General features: G+C 38.9%; 14 protein-coding genes and 1 pseudogene. 14 read left to right on the forward strand and 1 reads right to left on the reverse strand.

Annotation, left to right across the window (positions count from 1 at the left end; genetic code table 11):
* Positions 1-6 precede the first annotated feature (6 nt).
* The 14 genes and pseudogenes from SanaruYs_RS13815 to SanaruYs_RS13875 all read left to right on the forward strand — a co-directional run bounded on the left by SanaruYs_RS13815 (position 7) and on the right by SanaruYs_RS13875 (position 20527).
* Positions 7-948: a DUF1735 domain-containing protein gene (locus SanaruYs_RS13815; protein WP_127123175.1), complete on the forward strand. Its 942-nt coding sequence runs from the start codon at positions 7-9 to the stop codon at positions 946-948.
* A 40-nt stretch (positions 949-988) separates the two neighbouring features.
* Entirely contained in the window at positions 989-1720 is a 732-nt protein-coding gene (locus SanaruYs_RS13820) for a hypothetical protein (RefSeq protein WP_127123176.1), read from the forward strand.
* Positions 1721-1956: 236 nt separating this feature from the next.
* Positions 1957-5052 carry a SusC/RagA family TonB-linked outer membrane protein gene (locus tag SanaruYs_RS13825; RefSeq protein WP_127123177.1) on the forward strand — a complete coding sequence of 1032 codons (3096 nt, stop codon included), beginning with the start codon at positions 1957-1959 and terminating at the stop codon, positions 5050-5052.
* Positions 5053-5079: 27 nt separating this feature from the next.
* Positions 5080-6591, forward strand: a complete 1512-nt coding sequence (locus tag SanaruYs_RS13830) for a RagB/SusD family nutrient uptake outer membrane protein (protein WP_127123178.1) — start codon at positions 5080-5082, stop codon at positions 6589-6591.
* A 78-nt stretch (positions 6592-6669) separates the two neighbouring features.
* A complete protein-coding gene (locus SanaruYs_RS13835; protein WP_127123179.1) occupies positions 6670-9312 on the forward strand; it encodes a TonB-dependent receptor in 2643 nt (880 codons plus the stop codon).
* A gap of 8 nt (positions 9313-9320) precedes the next feature.
* Positions 9321-10358, forward strand: coding sequence for a DUF4249 domain-containing protein (locus tag SanaruYs_RS13840; protein WP_127123180.1), 1038 nt, complete (start codon positions 9321-9323; stop codon positions 10356-10358).
* A complete protein-coding gene (locus SanaruYs_RS13845; protein WP_127123181.1) occupies positions 10355-12397 on the forward strand; it encodes a hypothetical protein in 2043 nt (680 codons plus the stop codon). Before SanaruYs_RS13840 ends, SanaruYs_RS13845 begins: the two co-directional genes overlap by 4 nt.
* Positions 12398-12459: 62 nt before the next feature.
* Positions 12460-12900, forward strand: a pseudogene (locus tag SanaruYs_RS13850) (uroporphyrinogen decarboxylase family protein); the annotation flags it as partial.
* A gap of 637 nt (positions 12901-13537) precedes the next feature.
* A complete protein-coding gene (locus SanaruYs_RS20465) occupies positions 13538-14113 on the forward strand; it encodes a carboxypeptidase-like regulatory domain-containing protein (RefSeq protein WP_306307937.1) in 576 nt (191 codons plus the stop codon).
* Positions 14061-16706: a TonB-dependent receptor plug domain-containing protein gene (locus SanaruYs_RS13855; RefSeq protein ID WP_306307938.1), complete on the forward strand. Its 2646-nt coding sequence runs from the start codon at positions 14061-14063 to the stop codon at positions 16704-16706. Before SanaruYs_RS20465 ends, SanaruYs_RS13855 begins: the two co-directional genes overlap by 53 nt.
* 12 nt (positions 16707-16718) lie before the next feature.
* Positions 16719-18344 (forward strand): RagB/SusD family nutrient uptake outer membrane protein, encoded by a 1626-nt coding sequence (locus SanaruYs_RS13860; RefSeq protein WP_127123182.1) that lies wholly within the window; start codon positions 16719-16721, stop codon positions 18342-18344.
* Positions 18345-18451: 107 nt separating this feature from the next.
* Positions 18452-19489 carry a uroporphyrinogen decarboxylase gene (gene hemE, locus SanaruYs_RS13865; RefSeq protein WP_127123183.1) on the forward strand — a complete coding sequence of 346 codons (1038 nt, stop codon included), beginning with the start codon at positions 18452-18454 and terminating at the stop codon, positions 19487-19489.
* Between the two features lie 21 nt (positions 19490-19510).
* Positions 19511-20005 carry a hypothetical protein gene (locus tag SanaruYs_RS13870; protein ID WP_127123184.1) on the forward strand — a complete coding sequence of 165 codons (495 nt, stop codon included), beginning with the start codon at positions 19511-19513 and terminating at the stop codon, positions 20003-20005.
* A 33-nt stretch (positions 20006-20038) separates the two neighbouring features.
* Entirely contained in the window at positions 20039-20527 is a 489-nt protein-coding gene (locus tag SanaruYs_RS13875; RefSeq protein ID WP_127123185.1) for a hypothetical protein, read from the forward strand.
* Between the two features lie 17 nt (positions 20528-20544).
* Here SanaruYs_RS13875 and SanaruYs_RS13880 read toward each other — a convergent pair whose 3' ends face one another.
* Positions 20545-22710, reverse strand: coding sequence for a PAS domain-containing protein (locus SanaruYs_RS13880; protein ID WP_127123186.1), 2166 nt, complete (start codon positions 22708-22710; stop codon positions 20545-20547).
* Positions 22711-22788: the final 78 nt, after the last annotated feature.

Here is a 22788-nt window from a genome sequence, read left to right on the forward strand (position 1 = left end):
TTGATTATGAAAAAAATATTAGGTGTTGTTTTTATGTTCTCACTCTTTGCAGGCGCGTTAACGTCTTGCCTGGATGAAGATCCTTTGTTCGATGCGTCAAAGTCAGAGAATATTATTGAATTCTTTGATATTGGGGCAATAGCATCTCCAGTGGATGCGAGTTATCCTTTATATGTTTCTACTTTTAAATTAAGTGAAGCAGAACAGTTTGATGTGGTTATTAGTTACTCTGGGGCACATTCAAGCGATGAGGATGTAACGGTAAATGTTGAATTGGATCCAATTGCTCTTGAAAAGTATAATGCTGAGCAAGGTGGTGTTTATGAGGTTTTACCCGAAAGCTTGTATACAGTACCAAGTTTTACAGTTACTATACCGAAAGGTCAGACTAAGGCGGTATTAAGGTTCTCTTTAAATACCATCAACTTTGACTTTTCAAAAGCTTATGCTCTGCCTTTAACGATTGTCTCTTCATCAAAGGGAGTTATCAGTGGCAATTTTGGCACAGCTATTTTCTCCGTTGGTGGCAAAAATAAGTTTGATGGTGTGTATGCTGTAGAGGGTACAATGGTTGATGCGTTAGGTGCATTTACAGGTTTCTATCCTACAGAGATCGAATTTAGAACAATAGATGCGAATACGGTTAACCGCTATGACAGAGAGTTGGGTAGTAATTTGCATGGAATAATACAAAATGGTACCGGTGCTCTTTTTGTGTTTGGAACTTTCTCTATTCAGTTTGATTTAGATGAGGATGGCACTGTAACTGATGCCAGAAACTCAGTAGCCAGCGCAACCAGATCAGGTAAACTGGGCACTGGAATAAATAAAATGACCTTTAAAGCTGATGGAACCCCTGATAAGATGGAGGTTACGTACATAATGGTTCAAAGCGGAGCAGACAGGGCTGTGTTTACAGAGACATTAACTTATATCGGTGAGAGATAATGAACTGATTATCACAAACAAAATGATTAAAAAAAATCTTATGAAGCATAAACGGAATTCTTATATCCCCTTTTTATTACTGTCTTCAATCGGCTTATTACTTTCTTGTGATAATGAAGATGAGGTAACGACAAGTTTTGAAAGGGTATCCTCGACATACGAGGAAATTAATGGAACAGGTGAGGTGGTTATACCACTCAGGTCTACAGGATCAATTACATCGGATAATGTAACCGTTCAGTTTGATGGCACCGCTACAGAGGGCGAAGACTTCGAACTCGTTAGTATTAATTCTGAATCGATGGTTATCAGGGTAATAGATGATAATCTGTTTGAAGAGACAGAATATGTCAGAGTTCTGTTGGTATCAAACGGAGCCAATGTTGGAGGTAATGCTATCCATAGATTGAATATAGTAAGCAATTGTGAAGATATTGGAGGATTAGATGTTGGTTTCTTTGCAGGTGATTATGATGCTTTGGAAGATTATGGTGGCGGAACCACTTATGGTCCATACACAATTACATTAGTACAAGACGAAGAAGATCCGACCAGATTTAGTTTTGATAATCTTTACGATAGTGGGTGTGATGCTTACATGATCTTTGATTATGCGAATGGTACAGTCGCATTCCCGAATCAATCGCCATGTGACTCACCTTTAACCAATTCATCAGGTACTTTCAGTATAGATTTGTGTGAGGAAACCACATTAACCATTAATCTTAATTTTGATGGTGGTGACTGGGTATACCGCTTTACCAAATTGTAATTGAATTTAACCGCAGTCAAAAGCCAATCCTGAAAAGGGTTGGCTTTTTTTATGGGAAAAATTGAAGGCAATCGTTTAGGTGCCAGTTTGTAGGTGACTGAAAACCAAATTGATACGATATAATTTGTCATTTAGACAGAATACCCCAATTAAATTTTATCCTCTAAGACTCATGGGGTATTTTGTTTTGTCCATACATACCGTAAATTCAGGCTTTTAAATTTAAACTAAAACCTATGAAGAAGTTTCTACTACTATGTAGTGTAATGGTCTTTACACTTTCCAGTGTATGGGCCCAGGAACGAACCGTGTCAGGACGGGTAACCTCTACGGAGGATGGCTCCTCTTTACCGGGCGTGAACGTGGTGATTAAAGGCACCACAAACGGTACAGTTACCGACTCCGATGGAAATTATAAGCTTAATGTTCCAGCAGGGGGTGGTGCACTGGTATTCTCGTTTATCGGCCTTCAAACTGAGGAAATTGTTATTGGAGACCGTAATGTTGTTGATGTCTCTCTATCCTTGGATGTAACACAACTTTCTGAAGTTGTTGTAGTGGGTTACGGTACTCAGGAACGTAAAGAAATTACGGGATCTGTTGTTTCAATTGCCAGCAAAGACATTGAAAACTTAGTATCAGCTTCTTTTGATTCTCAGCTTGCTGGGCGTGCTCCAGGTGTACAAGTAACAACACCTGGTGGTATAATCGGCCAAAGACCTATTATTCGTATTCGTGGTGTTAACTCACTTACTTCCAGTGCAGATCCATTAATCGTTATTGATGGTGTTCCAGCTGTAACAGATGACCGTTCAAGCATAGTACCATCAAATCCTTTAGCGAACATTAACCCTGCTGACATTCAGTCTTACGAGGTGTTAAAAGACGGTTCAGCAACTGCGATTTATGGTTCAAGAGCAGCCAATGGTGTAATCCTTATTACTACTAAAAGAGGAACCAAAGGTAAGGCTACCGTTAACTACAGTGGCTCATTTGGTATCAATCAAGAGGTAGCTAGATTCGATTTATTATCTGGCGATCAATTTGTTGAAATTGCCAATGAAAAACGTACAAATGCAGGTCTGGGAGTAGCAGCAAATGCTGGAGGCAACACAGATTGGCAGGATCACATTTTTAGAAATGGTGCAGTTCAGCAACATAATGTTTCTTTAGGTGGCGGTTCAGATAATACCAACTATTTCTTCTCTTTAGGATTTACCGAGCAGGAGTCTCCTGTTATCGCGAACAGCTTGAAGCGCTACTCTTTCAGAGCTAACATTGATCAAAAGGTAGCGAACAGAGTTAAGTTAGGCACCAGCTTATCTTATACTTATGGTGAAATTAATGGCCTTAACAATGGTGCAAACTCACTTTCAGGTGCCATTTACAACGCCTCAAGAATGTTGCCAAATGTGGATATCTTCGATCCTGCCAATGTTGCTTTTGACGGTTATAATGTAACTGCAAACGGTGCGGCTTTAGGCCTTGGACCGAACACTGTGGGTGTTGATAACAACATTCCTAATATTGCTTTTGTATTGGCTAACAATATCTATAGAAATAGAACAAACAGATTGCTTGCTAATGCTTATGCAGAGGTAGAAATTGTTGATGGTCTTTCTTTGCGTACTCAAATAGGTACAGATGTAACGTTAGCAGACGATTTCCAATCATTAGATCCTCGCCATGGTGATGGTCGTGGTGCTGTAGGTAGCATTACACAAACGTTCAACCCTGTTTACCGTTGGAACTGGCAAAATACGCTTAACTATCAGAAAGTGTTTGCTGATGTGCATAACGTAAATGCAACTATTGGTGTTGAATATCAAAAGACAAATTATTACAACTTCTCTGCAAGTGGAACAGGATTTTCTGACAGGTTCTTCCTTCAGCAAAACCTGATCACTGGATCTTATCAAAACCCAAGCGTTGGTGGTGGTTATGCAGACAGAGGTTTTGAATCTTACTTTGGTCGTTTAAACTATAGCTATAAAGGAAAATATCTGTTGAGTGTTTCAGCTCGTAATGATGCAATTTCTGATCTTTACATAGACAACAGAGTAGGATTTTTCCCTGGTGGTTCAATAGGATGGAGAGTATCTGAAGAAGATTTCTTTAACAGCACACTAATTACCGATCTTAAGGTAAGAGCATCTTATGCTGAAGTTGGAAACACTGAAATTGGTACACTAGCCTATGCAGGTGGTTTTGGTGCGGTGCTTTACGGGCCAAATGCAGGTATTGCACTCACTCAAGTATCTAACAGAGACTTACAGTGGGAGGTTTCTAAAAAAATCAATGTTGGTTTTAACACAACAATTGCTGGCATTACTATCGAGGCAGACTACTTCAAGAATGACATTGATAAGATGGTGTTAGATGCTCCGGTTGCTGAATCATTGGGTGTACCAGGTAATACAATTGCACAGAACGTTGGTGCAATGACAAACTCCGGCTTCGAATTGCGTATTGCCTCTAAAGTATTAGAAAGAGGTGACTTTAAATGGACCACTGACTTCAACTTCACAGCTATCAAAAATGAAGTAACAAGCTTGCTTAGTCCGCTTACCGGAAGTCAGATATTTAACCGTACAGAAGTTGGCAGGTCAATTGCTGAGTTGTATGGATATCGTTTTGCAGGAGTTAATCCTGCTAATGGTAATCCATTGTACTTCAGAGGCGATGGTTCAATTTCACAATATAACTTGGTTCCAGGTGCCACAGGATGGAGAGTTTATGATGCAGCGAACCCAACAAACGTAGCAACGACTACAAACGCTCTGGGTGCTAATGACCTTGCCTTCTTAGGAAACACATTACCTAAATGGTCTGGCGGTTTGACGAACCAGTTTACTTTCAAAAATTTCGATGCAGAAATTTTCTTACGTTACTCAGGTGGTAACTATATAATGAACGAAACACTTCGCGGCCAACTTGGTATGGGCTTCTCGAATAATAATTCTGAAATCTTGAATCGTTGGACTGAGGCTGGTCAGGTTACTGATGTGCCTAAAATATACAATGGTCAGGATGCCAACATTTGGGCCACAGGTGCCGCAAACTCTCGCTTCGTAGAGAAAGGAGATTTTGTAAGGGTACAAAATATTATAATTGGTTACAGGGTGCCAACTGAAGCGTTGCAGACTGCATTCAAAGGCGGAATACGTAGCGCTAGAGTTTTTGCTCAAGTACAAAACCCTTTCACATTCACTGCTTATAAAGGTCTTGACCCTGAGTTAAACCAATTTAGCAACCAACTAGTGTATGGTGTTGATTGGAACGGAGCTCCTATCATCAGAACATGGACTTTCGGTGTAAATGTTGGATTCTAATTCTTTTAACTTAAAAGTGATATAGAAATGAAACTTAACAGAATAAATAAATTTATAGGAGTTGCGGCCCTGCTATTTGCAGTAGAGGCTTGTGATCTCACGGATATCGATCCGGCAAACCGAATTCCTGAAGGTGTTGCCTTCAGTGATGCAGCACGTATTCAGGCTGCAGTTTTAGGAGTATATGAGTCTGCTCAGCGCGGTTTCTATCTAGGCGCAGTTCAGAGGGGGTATCCTTTCGGTGCTGCCTCAACCGAGCAAAATGATATGCGAGGTGAGGATATGTACAACGACCAACTCTTTTATGAAATAACCTACATAGGAAACTGGACAACAACTACAGCTAATAATAATGGTATGTGGATTTCACTTTACCGTGTTATTAACAGATGTAATATCGTTCTGGAGGGCATACAACGTGCAGAAACTGCAGGTGTATTAACACCGGCTCAGGCGAATGCTTTTAGAGGCGAGATGCTCTTCTTAAGGGCCATGTCTCACTTCGAATTAGTAATTAATTATAGTCGTCCTTATTCTGATGATCCATCAGATCTTGGAATTCCATACAGAGATTTTGCGGTAGATGATGCTGGGAAAGTACCTGCAGGTATTGAGGTGCAAAGAGGCACTATTCAGCAAACCTACACACGCATTCTGCAAGACTTAGATAATGCTGAGGGCTTCCTAACTAATACTGGAACACCTTATCGTGCCAGAGCGGGCGCGGCAGTTGCCTTGAAAACCAGGGTTAAGCTGCACATGCTTGATTGGGCAGGTGTAATAACTGAGTATGATAAAATCGACAATTTGTACGCATTAACAGCAAGTCCTGCAGGCCCCTTTACTTCGGGTACATCAACTGAAGCCATATTTTCATTACAGAATTCTAACGTTTCTAATGCAGGGGTAAATGGTGCTTTAGTAAGTATGTACGGAAGTCCTACTTTAGGAGGACGTGGTCTTGTAAAAATAAGCCCGGTAATCTGGATAGAACCTTTCTGGTTAGCATCAGATTCAAGAAGAACATTGTTGACAACACAGGAATCTACTGGTGTTTATAGCTATAAATACAGAACATTCGGTGTTTATGATGATCCAACACCGCTTATCAGGCATGCTGAGGTTGTCCTTAATGCGGCTGAAGCTTATGCAAGAACTAATGATTTTGCTACAGCAATTACATTATTGAATAGCGTAAGAAACCGCGCTGTAGGTGCAGCATTAGAATATGATTTAGCTGATCTCGGTGGAAACCAGGCTGGTGTTCTTCAAGGTATATGGAATGAAAGAAGAATTGAATTCCTAGGTGAAGGTAAGAGATGGTATGATGTACACAGACTTTCGGGCGAAGGCTTAATGGCAGGTATTCCTGCTAAAGCACAAACACGCTCTGTATCATTGTTGACGCAATACACGCCAGGTGGCTTTACACTAGCACACGCATTGCCTTACACAGAGGATAATTTTATCTGGCCTATTCCGTTATCAGAAGTTTTGGTAAACCCTACTTTAGCTGATCAACAGAATCCAGGTTATTAATTATTTTTGATAACTCTATTAATCATTAAGAGAGGCTGCCTTTATTGGGCGGCCTCTTTTATTTCTTAAAACTTAGAAATGCGCTCATCACTAATTTTGCTTGTTGTTGCAGTATTCCCGTCACTCTGTTCTGCACAAAGCATTGATTCAATACGATTAACAAAAGATTATGACGGACTGCTTTTTCCAGCATTCGCAGATACAATCGAAGGAGAATTCGCAGTTAAATTTTATTACAATTACGAATGGATTAAAGATGTTAAAATCATACAGCGCCAATCCAATTCCAGATTGGCAGAAGTTTTACAAAAATCTTTGGTTGATGTTCGACTAGAGCCTTTACAATTAAATAGAAAAAGTATTGTCTTAGTAAACACAATCAGTGCAAGCACAACTACTCGAGCACAAGATGCAATCGCTTCTTATAGTGTATCTGGCTACATAAGCGACAGTCAAAGTGGCGAAAAAATTAGCGGAGCAACTATTCAGATGCCGGGCACAAAATTTGCCACCACCTCTTCAAGTAATGGATTCTTCACTTTAAAATTACCTGAAGGGATGTATGAAATACTGGTCAATGCTGTGGGAATGTCAGGTCTTACCAAAAGATTAAGGGTTTATGCAGATCAAGTTGTGGATATTGAAATGTTCGAAAGTGTAACGGAATTAGATGAAATTATCATCTCAGGTTTAGCTTCTAAACAATTAAGTAGTCTAGATATAGGATTGCAAACGATAAGCACACAATCATTAAAGTCAATGCCGCCATTGTTAGGTGAAGTCGATATCATTAGATCGGTGCTTTCGTTGCCAGGAGTAACTACTGTTGGTGAGGGCGCATCAGGATTCAATGTGCGTGGAGGAAACGTTGATCAGAATTTAATTGTGGTTGACAACGCCCCCCTATTTAATTCGTCTCACCTCTTCGGTCTTTTTTCAGTAGTAAACTCAGAGGCAATTAGTTCATTGAGTCTTCAAAAAGGAACCTTACCGGCAAGGTATGGTGGAAGACTTGCTTCAGTTATGGATATAAGCTTGCAAGACGGAATGGATCAGGACTTATATGCAGAAGCCTCTATCGGGGTGATCAGTAGTAAACTTAAAATCTCAAGCCCGATTATAAAAGATAAAATGTCCATTGTGACAACAGGAAGATTTGCGTATCCAAGCTGGGTACTTGGGTTTGTCCCCGATCAAAATGTGAGCTCAAGCAAAGCAGGCTTTTATGACGCAACTCTAAAGGCTGCTTATAGAATCAGTTCAAAAGATTATCTAAGTTTTTCAACACTCTTCGGAGGTGACTCTTTTCGATTTGGTTCAGACACCACCTACTCATGGAGTAGCAGAATGGCCTCTCTACAATGGCTCCATAATTTTTCACAGGATTTCTCTAGTAAATTATCGGTCGCATACTCAAGGGGAGATAATGTTGTGTCTGGCAAATCATTCGCAAATGAATTCGACTTAAAATCATTTATTGGTAGTACGGGAATTAATTATGAGTTTTTTTGGAATAAATGGAAACAGCACAATATAGAGTTCGGGCTGCAATCAAACTTTTATAAAATTGGAAGGGGTGATCTAGATCCAACCAATGAGAGTTCCGGGATACAACCATTTTCGATTCCAAATGAAAGAGGGGCTGAATCAAGTTTTTACTTTTCTGATGCCATTACATTAACACAAGCATTATCAATTTCTTTTGGAGTGCGGCTATCAGCTTTCGCATACCTTGGTAATGGACTAAAAAGATTTTATCAAGAGAATTCTCCTATAAACGAGGCGAGTTATGTTGAAACTCAAAATGTATCAGGCAATAGTGTTCAATCTTTTTTTATTAATCCCGAGCCACGATTTGCTTTGAAATTCTCAATTGACAACGAGTCATCAATAAAGCTGGGATATAACAGGAATTTTCAGTACTTAAGTCTACTGTCTAATACGATGGCAGTTTCTCCGATTGATACTTGGAAATTAAGTGATAATTTCCTGGCCCCTCAATCTAATGACCAGGCGAGTCTTGGATACTTTAGAAACTTTTCTAATTCCGCCTATGAAGTTTCTGTTGAATCATATTACAAAATAGTATCAAGTGTAACACAGTATAAAGAAGGCGCTCGACTTGTGCTCAATGATTTTATTGAAAGAGAATTGTTAATGGGTAAGGGTAAATCTTACGGGGTTGAATTTTACGCAAAAAAAAATCGTGGTGATTTAACCGGATGGATTAGTTACACCTATTCAAGAAGCCTTGTACTAGTAAAAGGAGATTACGAGGAAGAGACACTTTCAAATGGCGAGTATTTCCCAAGTAATTTTGATAAACCGCACGACCTAAGTTTAGTAGCTAACTACTCCTTAACTCCAAAATTTAGTGTATCTGGTAATTTCTTTTACAGTACAGGCCGTCCTATCACTTATCCTGAATCAATATATGTAGTTGATGGATATGTGGTGGCTGATTATTCAGAAATTAACCAATCAAGAATCCCGGATTATCACAGATTGGATCTTTCATTCAATTACAAAATGCTTGCAAAGAAGAATAGACGGTTTGAGCGAAGTTGGAGTGCAGGAGTTTATAATGTCTATGCAAGAAGGAACCCCTTCTCAGTATTCTTTAAGCCAGAATATCAGGGTTCATTTCCCCAAGCATACAAGCTGTCGGTATTGGGCACTGCAATTCCATACTTTGCAATTAATTTTAAACTAAAGCCTTGATTTAGGTTATGCGATATATAATATTTTTTTCGCTTTTATTAATAAGTTGTGTTGATAAGATATTAATTGAAGGTCCATCTGTTCAGCCTAAACTAGTTGTAGATGCTTGGTTTACAAATGTGGCTGATTTTAATTCTGTCAGATTGTCCAAGAGTGCACCTTTCTCCAATAATTATCCGTTTGTTGTATTCAATGAGCCCGTTTCCGGGGCTACAGTAACCGTTTATTCTCAAGATAAATCGCGAGCCATTAGTTTTTCTGAAGATACAACAGGTGTTTATAAAACATCGGAAATTGCAGAAGTAGGCGAATCGTACTTTCTAGAAGTTCAAGGTCCGGGAGGGCAGTTATACAGGTCGTCAATACAAAAGGTGGAACAACCGGTTTCTATTGAATCACTAGATTTTACTTTTGATAAGGTCGATGATATTATAAACACTACATCCGGGGGCTATCAAACGATACCAAGATATTACTTCAACGTCTCAGCAAACATCAATGACCCTGAAGAGAATCAAAATTTCTACTTATGGAAGAGTATTGGCATTTTTGAATATCTGACTATTCCTCCCGGTGATTCCCCTTGCAACTTTTGTAAATGTTGGTCTACTATATCTCCATTAGTAGGTAGTGTTAATGTATCATCAGATCAATACATAAACGGGAGTTCATTTAGCGTTAAAGTGGGTTCTATCTTATACGATAGAAGCACAGGCTTTCTAACAAGGCTATATCAGTTTTCAATAACAGGCTCGGCATTTCAATATTGGAATGCAATTAGCAACCAACAGAGAAACACAGGCACTATTTTCGATCCGGCTCCTGGAAACATTGCTGGTAATATTGTAAGTGTAGGTCAAGAGAACGAGGAAATACTTGGGTATTTTACAACGGCTTCAGTTTCATATAATAAGTTACTGATCAATCGGGGATCAGAGGCTAGAAAATTAAATGTAAATGAGCCCAATCTAATTCCTCCCGGAGATGGCGATTGTCGTTTGCTTTATAGGAATTCAACTCATATTAAACCTGTAGATTTTCAATGAATAAGCTGATTTTTATACTGGTTAGTTATTTGAGTTTTAGCATAACCAATTCTGCCTCTTCACAAACTAGTTCATCCTCTTTAATTGCAACAAATTATAATTATCTGAAAACTGAAAGCGCATTTTTGTTTACAGATAACAGTGTATATACAAAAGGAGAGAAGATTTTGTATAAAGTTTTTGTTTGGGGAAATACCGACCTGCAAGAGATTAGTAATGTTGCCTTTGTTTTATTAAAAAATTCGAGGGGTAGAATAATTGAGCAACAGAGAATTTTGATAAATGAGGGTGAGGGTAATGGAGATATAATCTTGTCGGATTCACTAACAACTGATATCTATACAGTGGAGGTTTATACCAAATGGATGCAAAATTTTTCGGAGACACCGCTATCACTAAAAAATGTTTGGGTTGGAGATCCAAAGCAAAGTCTGTCTGATTCTAAGGATCCAAATCTGTCTGTATCGATTTTTCCGGAGAGCGGAAATTTTCTTGCAGACAATCTGCCAAACAAATTATTAATTTATCCAGCTACCTATCACCCTGAAGGATTTCGCTTTGAACTATCAGATCCTGACGGAAAGCAGATACAAAATGTGGCGTTTGATGCTTTTTACGGAGTTACTGCTGTTAGCATTGCTAAAGCTGGAGTCTATTCGTATAGAATTTGTTTTTCAGGTTCAGAAAAATGTATCACCGGAATACTTCCCACCTCTGAACTGCCATCATTTGAAATAGCAGAGAATTCAGATGGATCTATTAAGGTAAGCTTTCGAAATTTTGAAAGTAGTAATTTGAATACCACAACATTAATAGCCATGAACAATGGCAGTATTATTCTTTCTAGAGATCTAAAAACCACTGAAGACATTGTTGTTAAAGCACACGAGTTGAGAAGTGGTGAAATACAGGTATTACTTTTGAACAAAACTCATGGTATAACAGCCTTTCAATCATTTTACAATCTTAAAGGAGAGGGAAAAAGTAATCTAAAACTGGTTTCAGAAAAAGCGAAATCTATTGATGAAAGATTAGTTTATCTAAAAAATGACAAGAACAATAAGTTTAAGCTCACTGCTTTAGTTCAGCCAAAGGAAGTTGCTGGTTATTTAACCTCAGTATCTGAATTGAAAAAACAAGGCGTTGATGTTGATATGTTACTATCACAAAAAAATTATGGCAATAATGAGGTTTTAAAAAGGATAGTTAATGGTACAGATTTCGAGTATAATAACTATCGATTCGTATCAGTTAACGATTCCACAAGATTGATAAATAATAAAATTTATAATACTCCTATAGATTTGCTATTAAGCGGATTTGATAAGCCAGCGCATCTCGATTCCATTCTTTATTTCAAGTCTCGATTGGATCGGGTGAAAAAAACATATGAGCTTACGGAATCCTCTTTTCAGAAGATAACCCCTGATAAATCATTTATTCCAGACGATTATACTGAAATTAAAAGCACAAAAGATTTTCTGGACTTAGCAATACCTAATTTGCTTCCTGCGCCAGGCAGCAAAAATAAGGAGCAAGTCTTTTCGTTCACGAATTTGAAAGAGCAAAAATCATTTTATTCACAGCCCCCAATTATATGTTTAAATGGATTCATTCTCCCATCGATAAAATCAATTTACGATTTTCCGCTTTCAGATATTTCCTCTATTGATATAGTATACAATGCTCAATCAATAATCGAACAAGGCGTTAAGGATTTTTTCCCAAATGGGGTAATCTTTGTATTCACAAAAAGTAAGTTGCATCCCTTAGTCCAATACAGTAGAAGTAACTTTCCTTTCTTTTCAAGGGGAGTAAACTGGCCTGGTCAGTTTAATAATAACAACACTATTCATAGCGATAAAAGAATACCGCAATTCAAAACAGTATATAACTGGTATCCATCTTTAGTTTTTGATGACAAAAGACCGGTTCTTTGCAATACACCTAATAATGCTGAAACAGAGTTCTATTTAACCTTGCTTACAATGAGTGAAGCAAGAGAGGGTGTTATTGAACGTTTTAGATTAAAGAAATAGCAATACATCCTTTACTATTTCTTTGCTTTATGGGTTATTTTAAAGGGAATTAAATAGAGAGGATTGAGTTCATGAACAATCTGTTTTTAAATGTAGCAAATGGCATTTCCACCAGTAGAACCCTCTGTGGCTTATGCGCCAGGCAGGCCGGATTCTACCTGAATACAGAAAAGTCCGAGAATCGGCAGGCGACTTTAAAACATTGGTCACTACCCCAGAACTGGCAGCCGAAGTAACTATTCAACCGTTGATATACTGGGAGTTGATTCAGCCATTGTATTTCCAGACATCCATAATTTGAGGGGTTCTCAAGCCGAAGACTTACAATACGTGCTGGATGCGATAAAGTTAACCAAGGCGCATCTCAACGGCAGTGTGTTATTAATCGGTTTTGCTGGGGCACCATGGACTATCTTCTCCTATATGATTGAAGTGGGGAGTAAAGCATTCAGTAAAGCAAAAAAATACTGTGTACTAATCCGCCAATAGCCAATCAGTTGCTGGATAATGATTTTCAGAACTCAATTGCAGACTGGAACAACAATAATTACGCATTAAAGTAAACTGACCATCTGAAGTTTTCTTTGATTCTTTAAGAGCAATTTCCACTAATTCATGGTTGGCATAAGAGTCGTAGAAAGAGCTCAAAATATGAAAAAAAAGAACACCTCAAACGCTAAAGATTCCTAGCCATAAATTCTTAGTCTATCTATTACCAAAGAGATTTTCCACTGATCAGTTTTTTTATCATTTCAAACAAAAAATCGTGCAAGTTAAAAGTTGCCATTACGCATAAAAGGGCACGTGTAGGTTTGCCTTGCAAACAATATAATTTCACAATTATCATTTCGCAAATCATGTTTGAGACCACTCAAACTTAAAAAACTTTTTATGACATAATTCAATAGCGATAAGAATAGAATTACAATGTCACCTTCTCTAGTAAGAATTCAATGATCGAACACGGAATTTTGAAGGCTTTAAACCTAACACAAAGAATATTGGTTTATCCAAAATATTATTTGGTTTAATTTATTAAGGCTTGCCATTGATTCTAAAAATAATTTTATTTCAATATTTAAATTTAATAAAAGAGCTTAATACATTAGATATAGTTAACCTAACCTTAAACCTAAACCTATGAAAAAGTTTCTACTACTATGTAGTGTGATGGTCTATGCGCTTTCGGCTGTATGGGCTCAGGAACGTACCGTGTCTGGACGAGTTACCTCTACGGAGGATGGCTCATCTTTGCCGGGTGTAAACGTGGTGATTAAAGGCTCCACAAATGGTACCGTTACAGATGCTGACGGTGGCTATAAATTAAGTGTACCATCCGGAGGAGGTTCTCTCATCTTCTCCTTCATTGGTCTCCAAACACAAGAAATCGCAATTGGTGACAGGACAGTTGTTGATGTCTCGTTAGCACTCGATGTTACTCAACTTTCAGAAGTTGTTGTTACCGGGGTGGGTGTACCAACTGAGAAACGTAAACTTGCCATCGCAGTTGAATCGATCACTTCCGCTCAATTGCCAATAGCGCCAACAGCAAGTATTGACCAGGCTTTGATTGGAAAAATTGCAGGTGCTCAGATTCAAGCTACAAATGGAGCACCAGGATCTGACATTAATATTCTTTTAAGGGGGGACAACACCTATGGTTATGGTGGATGGTGTTCAGATGGCAGGTACAAGTTTAAACTCGTTGGATCTTAACTCAGTTGAAAGAGTGGAGGTCGTTCAGGGTGCTGCAGCTGCATCAATTTTTGGTGCTCAGGGCGCAAATGGTGTTATCCAGATTTTTACTAAAAAGGGTAAGGAAGGAAAATTGAATATCGACTTTTCTTCTAGTGTTGCTTCTAATCAATTTTTAAATGTTGGTAATCTGAGAAAGGCAAACCTTCATGGATTTGCAACCAATGCAAATAATGAGGTAATAGGAGGTTCAGGCAATCCTTTGGTTCAGGATCCGGCTACACTCGTTTACTCAGAAAACGTAATTTTTAATAATATTGACCCAACCACCAATATTAATAAGCCATATGATCGAAACTTACAATATCATGATCATATAAAGGAATTTTTTACTAGTGCACAAACCACCAACTATTCATTATCTATTTCTGGCGGTAGTAAAAACGGTGATTTCAGCTTGTCAGCTTCAAACAATAAACAGGAAAGCAACTTTCGTGGTGATGGTTATAATGACCGTACAAATTTTACCAGCAACGTTGGCATTAATTTAGCAAAGGGCTTAAAGTTAAGATCAATTACACAATTGGTTTATACAAAGAATACTGTAGACCTATATAATAAGCAGGATTTTGGACTTAATAACCTGGTGTTTGGTATCTTCAATGCACGACCTTTCGTTGATTATAATTTGCTTGACACAAAAGGTAATCATGCTTATTATTATGGAGATGCATCAGGAGTGAATCAGACAAATCCTAATTATACATTACAATATCAGGATTCCGATGATAGAAAAGTTGATATAGTTCAAAGCTTTAATCTTAACTATGCTTTTCCTAAGTATGTTGACGTTGATCTAAAATATGGTATTAATCATCAGAATAGATCAGTTGAGTACATAGCGTATAATCAATCCGACAATGATAACTCCAATGATCAGGCTGCTTTTGTGTCATGGTATGCAGGTGATAATTTAGGTGAAATGACAAATTTCACTTTCAAAAACACCTTCCAGAATTTTCTTGCTAACACTACCGCGAAATTTGATTTCAAGGAAGATTTTAAAATGAGCTTGCCGATTAAATCTGTAACGCAAATTGCTTTTGACTATCGCAAGGATGTAAGAGGTGAGTATTTCACATCGGGTGTTGGTATTCCATTGGATCCTCCATTAACTGCAAATCAAGCAACAACGTATAGCATAAGAAGAGACTTCTCAACGGAATTTGTAACATATGGATATTTGATAAGTCAGCGTTTTGAATATGGAGATATCGCAGGACTTTCCGCAGGATTTAGAAGTGATTATTCATCAGCATTCGGTGAGGGATCCAAGCCTTTTACTTTCCCTAGAGGAGATGCCTTCTTTAGAGTCTCTGGACTTAATTTCTGGGATGGTAGTAGTATAGGAAATGTAATATTGGATTGGAAGTTTCGTGCGGCTTATGGTGAGGCAGGTATTCAACCACAGCCGTATGATCGTTTCCCAACCTTATCAACCAGAACACTTGGATCAACAGGTTCTCTTTATTTTGGCCCAGGGCAGTCTAATCCTGCATTGGACGTAGAAGTATCTAAAGAAATTGAGATCGGTACAGACATGACTTTCCAAGGACTTGGCGGAAATTGGCTAACTAACATTACATTTTCTCCTACCTATTGGAAAAGATCTACAGACAATGCAATTTTCAGGATTGATGCCGCCCCCTCAACTGGTATCGGTACCATTCTTGACAACGCCTTCTCGTTAAGCTCAACTGGTTTACAAGCGGCACTAACTGCTTCAGTTTATTCAGGATCAAATATTACCTGGAATACAGCTATTAATTGGTCACAGCAATCTTCGCAAATTGATGAGGTAAAGGGCGGTGCAGAGGTAGTTGTGGTTTCCTCAGCAGGTAGCTCCAATTATGTGCTAAAAGCAGGAGATAAGATCGGCCAGCTATATGGATTTAAACTATTAAGATCATTAGATGCCATAAGCCCCTTGACAGGTCAGCCTTATATTGCACCAGCAGACAGACCTTTATATGAGGTTGCAAGCAATGGTTATGTGGTTAACATTGCATCCAAACAACCATTCTTTACACCTGAAAGAAGCAGCTTCGGTAACCCATACCCTAAGTTTAACATGTCTTTCATAAATGATTTTACCTATAAGAACTTCCTGACTTTTGGTATTCAAGTAGACTGGGTTCAGGGTAGTCATTTGTATAATCAAACAAAAGAATGGATGTATCGCGATGGTATTCATTCAGACTACACCAGACCAATTACTATAAATGGAGAAACAGGAGCGTGGTCTGCATTTTATCGCGGAGTCTATGCACAACGTCAGGCAAATGGTACAAAGGACTATTTCTATGAAGATGCATCTTTTGTGAGACTGAGAAATGTTGCTATTGGTATTGATTTCGCAAAACTATTTGATATCAAGATGTCAAGACTTCAACTAGTTTTAACGGGTAGAAATCTCTGGACTAAAACAGACTATACCGGTATGGATCCAGAGATCAGTTCAGGTACCACCAACTCAGCATGGGATCGTGGAACAGATCACAACACTTTACCTAATTTCAAGACCTATCAGGCAACTTTAAACATTGGATTTTAACATTGAAGAGCCATGAAAAGAATAAAAATATTTTCTCTTGTAATCGTTCTTCTCACGCTGAATGCGTGTGAAGATCAGCTGGATATAAAAAATCCTAATCAACCTACTCCGGAAAGTGCAAGAACTGAGAGAGGTATTGTTGCCTTTGCCCAAGGGGGCGTTTATGTCAACGGATTTTGGTCCCTCAAATACACTGATGGCGTTCCGGGAAGGTTTTGGACTGGTGCTATTGGCTACCATGAGTTAATGGGAGATGTAATCGGAATCGAGGCAGCAAACTGGTTTATGAATCAGGTTGCTATGCCTGATCAGGTAATACATGATGATGGTGAGATTGTGCTGAATCCGGCAAGCCCTGCTAATCAGAAGGATCTTATTAATCAGGTAAATGTTAACTCTAATCAAGGTAACAATCCACTATTTCATGAATGGGCTGCTATGTATGGTATGAATAATGCCTGTAACGTAACACTTTCTTTGGTTGATGATGTGGAATTTCTTGGCAATGCGGATGTCAAAAAGAATACAATAAAAGCATGGTGTTATTTTTGGAAAGGGTTTGCCTATTCTCGAATTGGCTCAATGTACGTTGCCGGGATAATTAATGATGAGCCGCTCACATCTAATGGTAATTATGTAACCAAGGAACAGATCATTGCAGAAGCAGAGGTAAATTTTGCAAAGGCAGAAACTTTGCTCAATGGCTTATCTGCTGGTGGTGAATTTGATGATATATTAGGTGCGTTGATTCCTTCTATATGTCAGGTTGGAAAAGGAATGGTACTAACCCCTGCTATGTGGATTCGTAATATTAACACCCTAAGGGCGAGGAATATTTTGGTGAATACCCATGCAGCAGACATGACTCCTGCACAATGGACACAAATACTCAATTTGACCAACAACGGAGTTGGTGCCAATGATTATACTTTTACTTTGAGGTCAAATGCCAATGGTGATATCATGTCATCAACTACAGGAAACATTCCGGCAAAAACCTTTGGTACTACAGCACAAGGGGGCACCTATAAAGTGAGCGAGCGATTGATTCAGGATTTTAAACTGGGCGACCAACGTTTGGCTAATAATTTTGCGCAGGGAACGGCTTGGCTAGGAAATGCCGATAGAGGTAACTCATTTAATACAAGATGGGCGTTAAGAAATGGCGGTGACGGCCTTGATGGTGTTGTTGTAATGTGCGATAGATCGGATGGAGCCTATGAATTGTACTGTGTGGGTTTCTATGAAGAAAATGAATTAATGAAAGCTGAGGCCCTGATAAATGGAGCAGGTTCTGTTGATGCCGGTCTTACTATTATTGATGGAATCCGTACTTTACAAGGAGCAGGCTTGGCAGCTGTTTCGGGAACTGGCCTGACTCAAACTGAAGCCAGGGAGGAACTCAGAAGAGAAAGAAGGGTTGTTCTTGCTTTTCGTGGGTTTGCTTTCTATGATGCAAGAAGATGGGGTGTTTTGGCGGGAGGAAGAACCGGTGCAGTCGTGATCAAGAAAAATGGAGTTATTAGTACTAATGCAACCATTAACTATAACTTCTTTGAGTACTGGAGTGTACCTGATAACGAATTAGCTTATAACCCACCTGCAGCTGGTAGTGCCGCGGTTGTTAGTGAAAATTAATAGGAGATAGTAAATTTAATGAGAATAAGGCCAGCCATTTAGCTGGTCTTATTTTTTAACACCAGTATATTCTTTTTTATTGTCCCCTTCCCTTGTTTCTTTGCACCATGTTGCAAAATGATATTTTCTTAAAAACGGCCCAAAACAAACCCACAGACCGGACCCCCGTTTGGCTAATGCGCCAGGCAGGCAGAATCCTACCAGAATATAGAAAAGTCAGAGAATCGGCTGGTGATTTTAAAACGCTGGTAACCACTCCGGAATTAGCAACTGAAGTTACTATTCAGCCAGTTGATATACTGGGTGTTGATGCCGCCATTATATTTTCAGATATCCTGGTTATCCCTGAAGCAATGGGCTTAACCTATGAAATGGAAGAGAAAAAGGGGCCGGTTTTCCCTAAAGTCATCCAGTCGGCAGCAGATATCCATAATCTAAGAATTGCTCAGGCCGAAGACCTGCAATATGTTTTGGATGCTATAAAGCTAACCAAGGCAGAGCTTAATGGCCGTGTGCCATTAATCGGTTTTGCAGGCGCGCCCTGGACTATCTTCTCCTATATGATTGAAGGAGGAGGAAGCAAAACATTCAGTAAAGCAAAAAAAATGCTTTATACCAACCCGGCACTAGCCCATCAGTTGCTTGATAAGATAACCCAAAGCACTATTAATTACCTAAAGGGACAAATAGTAGCGGGTGCAGATCTATTACAAATTTTTGACTCATGGGCCGGAATATTGAGCCCGGAGCAGTATGATGAGTTTTCTTTACGTTACATACGTAAAATCTGCGAAGCAATTGATGAGGTGCCTGTGACTGTATTTGCCAAGGGTGCATTTTTTGCAAGAGAAACAATGAACCTACTTCCGTGTAAGGTTGTAGGTCTCGACTGGAATATGGATATTCAGGAATCAATCAAAATGTTGCCTAATAAGGTTTTGCAGGGTAATCTTGACCCTTGCGCGCTTTACGGTACATTAGATGATGTAAGAAGAGAAACAAAAAGAATGTTAGATGCATTTGGCACACATCCGCATATTGCCAACTTGGGTCATGGTTTGTATCCAGATACGGAGGTTGATAAAGTGAAGTGTTTTATTGATACAGTAAAGGAATATAGCGTCACGTCAAAATTAAAAAAGTAGTAGTGCATTAAAATATTATTTATGAAAAGCGCAGCTGTCTTTATTCTTCTGTTTTTTACCGTGACTGCTCTTTCGGCACAACAGGAATTTAAGTCACCCGAAGATTTGAAAGCTTGGTTGCCTGCCGAAATTGCTGGTTATGCTGAAGATGCCGATAACCATGCATCAGAGCAGCAACTTCAAGGGAAACTATACTTCATAGCCGCGAAACAGTATAAAAAATCACAAGAGGCAATAAGTATTGTTATTATTGATTACAGAACAAGTGTACAAGTAATAACATCGGTAACTTCCGCATGGGAAGATGGAAAGGAAGTTAACAACGAATTAATTCAATCAAAGAACATAACAATTGGTAATAATAAAGCCAAGGAGATATACGATAAGAAGAATAATTCAAGCCAGTTGTATGTATATCATAATGATCAATACCTGATTACTGTTTCTATGAAGGGTGATTACATGGATTTGCTTAAACAAGTAATAACTAATTTGCCTTTCAGCCGTTTACCTTAGCAAACAAGCAAGGTGGTTAAACTAACAATCTTAATGGTTCTCATGTTATTGGCAGCACAAACACTGTCAGCACAGAAGCTATTACCCCCAGAAGCACTCTCCAAACTTATACCCAATAAAATTGGTGGCTATCACGAAGATGGAGATATGCGGGGTTCGCAGAAAGCCATAGGCGATATTCGTTACACAGTTTGTGAACGAAGGTTTTCAAAGGGTAAGCAAAAAGTAAAGATTCTTCTCTTTGATTATAAGGAAGCTCAAATCATGTTTAATCAGGCCATGAAGAATGCACAAAATAACAAAGGCTTAGAAACGGATTCATTAGTATCAAGAAATATTGCGGCAATAAATTATACAGGCTGGGAAACCTACAGTCGTAAGGCAGCATCATCTCAGATTTTTCTAGGTATAGCAGATCGTTTTTTTTTAATGTTATCCGCAGAAAACATTGATCTTACAAGCTTACAAAGTATTCTATCCGGTTTTAATTTTGAGAACTTTTCGCAAGGAACAGATCGTTAATTGGTTCTTAACACCACTCACAACCGTATCTTCTTCACCGCTATTTCCGCCTCGAGTAAAGCTGCTTTGTCTATAGCATTTTTTTGCTCTGTAATATCTCTGCTAACAACTGCACAACCTATCACTTCTTCCTTGTCATCTAAAATAGGCTCTACAAATACTTCAAGGTAAAGTGTTTTGTCTCCGGTTACCCTTTCCTCTGTAAAATGTTGTCTTTCACCACTCAGTCCTCTGTCATATCTATCTTGCCATATCTTCAACGCATCTGCTGAAAGCACCTCGGTAATTTTTGTGTCTTCACTTAACACTGTCCCAGAATTTTGAAAACGATTCTTCAACGTATTATTAGCAATCAGAATTTTGTATTCTTTGTCAATTGCAAAGTATGAGTCGTTGGTAAAATTGATTAATGCGTTAATAATGAAGCCTCTTCTTAGTGTTTCATTTTCTGCTTTGTGCCTTTTTGTTACATCGCGCGAAACAACAGACAAACCAAATACCAATCCCTTAGCATCAATCATAGGGTTAATAAAATATTCACGGAAAGAATCTTCACCTTTTACCGAGCTCTTCAACACAAACTGCAAATTTTCTCCAGCCAATGCGCGGTCGTAATGTCCTTTCCATTCATCGCGAACAGCACCAAGTGTTTGTAAGGCATCTGCACCAACATCCAACCCTTCATATTGTGTGCCTTTATATCGCTTACGAAGCGTGTCGTTCATCACAATAATTCTATAATGCTTATCCATTGCGATAATAGAATCGCTTGTGGCGTTTATCAAAGCGTTTAAATTATTCTGTTTTTCGTTTACCTCCCGTGCCTGCTCAGAAAGCATGCGCTGAGTACGTTCCATTTCTTCTTGCGTTGCCTGCATTTCCTCCATGTTCTGGCGCATCTCTTCTTCTTGTGCCCTCATTTGCTCCGTCATCATGCCGGATTGTTCCAACAGTTCTTTATTGCGCTCGTTGTTGCGCGAGTTTAAAATGGTGGATGCAATACTTTCACCTACTTTTTCAAGAAATTCAATTTCAAAACTTTCAAACTTTTTAAAGGAAGCTAACTCTAAAACACCAACAACACGCTCTTCATTTTTTAAAGGAACAATAATGATTGAACGAGGATTCGACTCACCCAAACCAGAGGTAATCACAACATAATTTTCAGGAACATCCGTCATGTAAATGGTAGACTTCTCAATCGCTGCCTGGCCTACCAGCCCTTGTCCCATTTCAATTCGCTTCTCTAAAAATTTCTTTCGGTTCCAGGCACGTGAACTCATTAGCCTTAAATGTTCATCCTCCGTACCCTCTTGCTCGAGTGTAAAAATTGAACCCTGATTAGCCTTCATGTAATTTACAATCTCAGCTAACACAGTATCGCACAATGTTTGCAATTCGTTAACATGGGTTCTTAGTAATTCGCCAATTGTGGCAAGTCCAAGTGTTGTAAATCTCTCCTTTTCTTCGCGCTCATTCGCTTCTACTAAACTTTTACGCATTGATAGGAGGGATAGCCCCAGACTATCCGGATTGGCAGAAGGATACTCGGATTTTAATTGACCTACGCTAATGCTTTCTGCAAATTGCTGGTTGCTTTCAATCAGCGCAAGTTGTTTTTGCATTTGTGTAGCCTGTTGTGCCGCCTCGCTTGTTTGTCTGTGTTGCAACTCAGACCAGATAGCACAAAGCACCGTGTAGGCAGCTACAATTAATGTATGTAATGTAAAATCACCAACTGTTAATGCACCGCTTTGAAGCACAAAAGGCTGGATCAAAGCGTGATCACTTTTAAAATAGAGAAGGGAAACAAAAACTAAATGAAGGAGAGCTGCAGGAATAAGCACTTTCCAATCTTCATAAAAAAGTAAGATGGTAAGTACAACAAAGTAAAAAAAATGTGATGCCTGTAAGCCTTGTAATTGGTAGTGAAACTGTATGGTGAAGCTGGCAAGAACCAGGCTGTTCAAATAACGGTTATAGGCCCCTAAAGCCAAAGGCACGAAGAATAGAGCCACGAGGACTATTCCACCTAAAAATGCTGCTGACCACGTATTGTAAAAGGCTGCCAGTAGTATGCCAATAATAAAGAAGGAGAAAGTAGCTCGTTTTGCGATGGCGTTGGCTTGATCCGTTACTTTCTGGTAGTATGGAGCAAGCTCAACTCCTGTGAGTTGATTCATGGTCGGTTTGGGCTTATTTACAAATGAAAAGAAAGATCAATTGACATGAAAGCCATCGATCAAAAAAGTTCGTTCTCT

Origin of the sequence: Chryseotalea sanaruensis (genome assembly GCF_003990915.1) — a bacterium.
Classification (GTDB): domain Bacteria; phylum Bacteroidota; class Bacteroidia; order Cytophagales; family Cyclobacteriaceae; genus Chryseotalea; species Chryseotalea sanaruensis.

Excerpts from the sequence above, each read along its gene's own strand:
- SanaruYs_RS13815 (WP_127123175.1), top strand. The coding sequence starts at position 7 with ATGAAAAAAATATTAGGTGTTGTTTTTATGTTCTCACTCTTTGCAGGC.
- SanaruYs_RS13820 (WP_127123176.1), top strand. The coding sequence starts at position 989 with ATGAAGCATAAACGGAATTCTTATATCCCCTTTTTATTACTGTCTTCA.
- SanaruYs_RS13825 (WP_127123177.1), top strand. The coding sequence starts at position 1,957 with ATGAAGAAGTTTCTACTACTATGTAGTGTAATGGTCTTTACACTTTCC.
- SanaruYs_RS13830 (WP_127123178.1), top strand. The coding sequence starts at position 5,080 with ATGAAACTTAACAGAATAAATAAATTTATAGGAGTTGCGGCCCTGCTA.
- SanaruYs_RS13835 (WP_127123179.1), top strand. The coding sequence starts at position 6,670 with ATGCGCTCATCACTAATTTTGCTTGTTGTTGCAGTATTCCCGTCACTC.
- SanaruYs_RS13840 (WP_127123180.1), top strand. The coding sequence starts at position 9,321 with ATGCGATATATAATATTTTTTTCGCTTTTATTAATAAGTTGTGTTGAT.
- SanaruYs_RS13845 (WP_127123181.1), top strand. The coding sequence starts at position 10,355 with ATGAATAAGCTGATTTTTATACTGGTTAGTTATTTGAGTTTTAGCATA.
- SanaruYs_RS20465 (WP_306307937.1), top strand. The coding sequence starts at position 13,538 with ATGAAAAAGTTTCTACTACTATGTAGTGTGATGGTCTATGCGCTTTCG.
- SanaruYs_RS13855 (WP_306307938.1), top strand. The coding sequence starts at position 14,061 with ATGGTGGATGGTGTTCAGATGGCAGGTACAAGTTTAAACTCGTTGGAT.
- SanaruYs_RS13860 (WP_127123182.1), top strand. The coding sequence starts at position 16,719 with ATGAAAAGAATAAAAATATTTTCTCTTGTAATCGTTCTTCTCACGCTG.
- hemE (WP_127123183.1), top strand. The coding sequence starts at position 18,452 with ATGTTGCAAAATGATATTTTCTTAAAAACGGCCCAAAACAAACCCACA.
- SanaruYs_RS13870 (WP_127123184.1), top strand. The coding sequence starts at position 19,511 with ATGAAAAGCGCAGCTGTCTTTATTCTTCTGTTTTTTACCGTGACTGCT.
- SanaruYs_RS13875 (WP_127123185.1), top strand. The coding sequence starts at position 20,039 with ATGGTTCTCATGTTATTGGCAGCACAAACACTGTCAGCACAGAAGCTA.
- SanaruYs_RS13880 (WP_127123186.1), bottom strand. The coding sequence starts at position 22,710 with ATGAATCAACTCACAGGAGTTGAGCTTGCTCCATACTACCAGAAAGTA.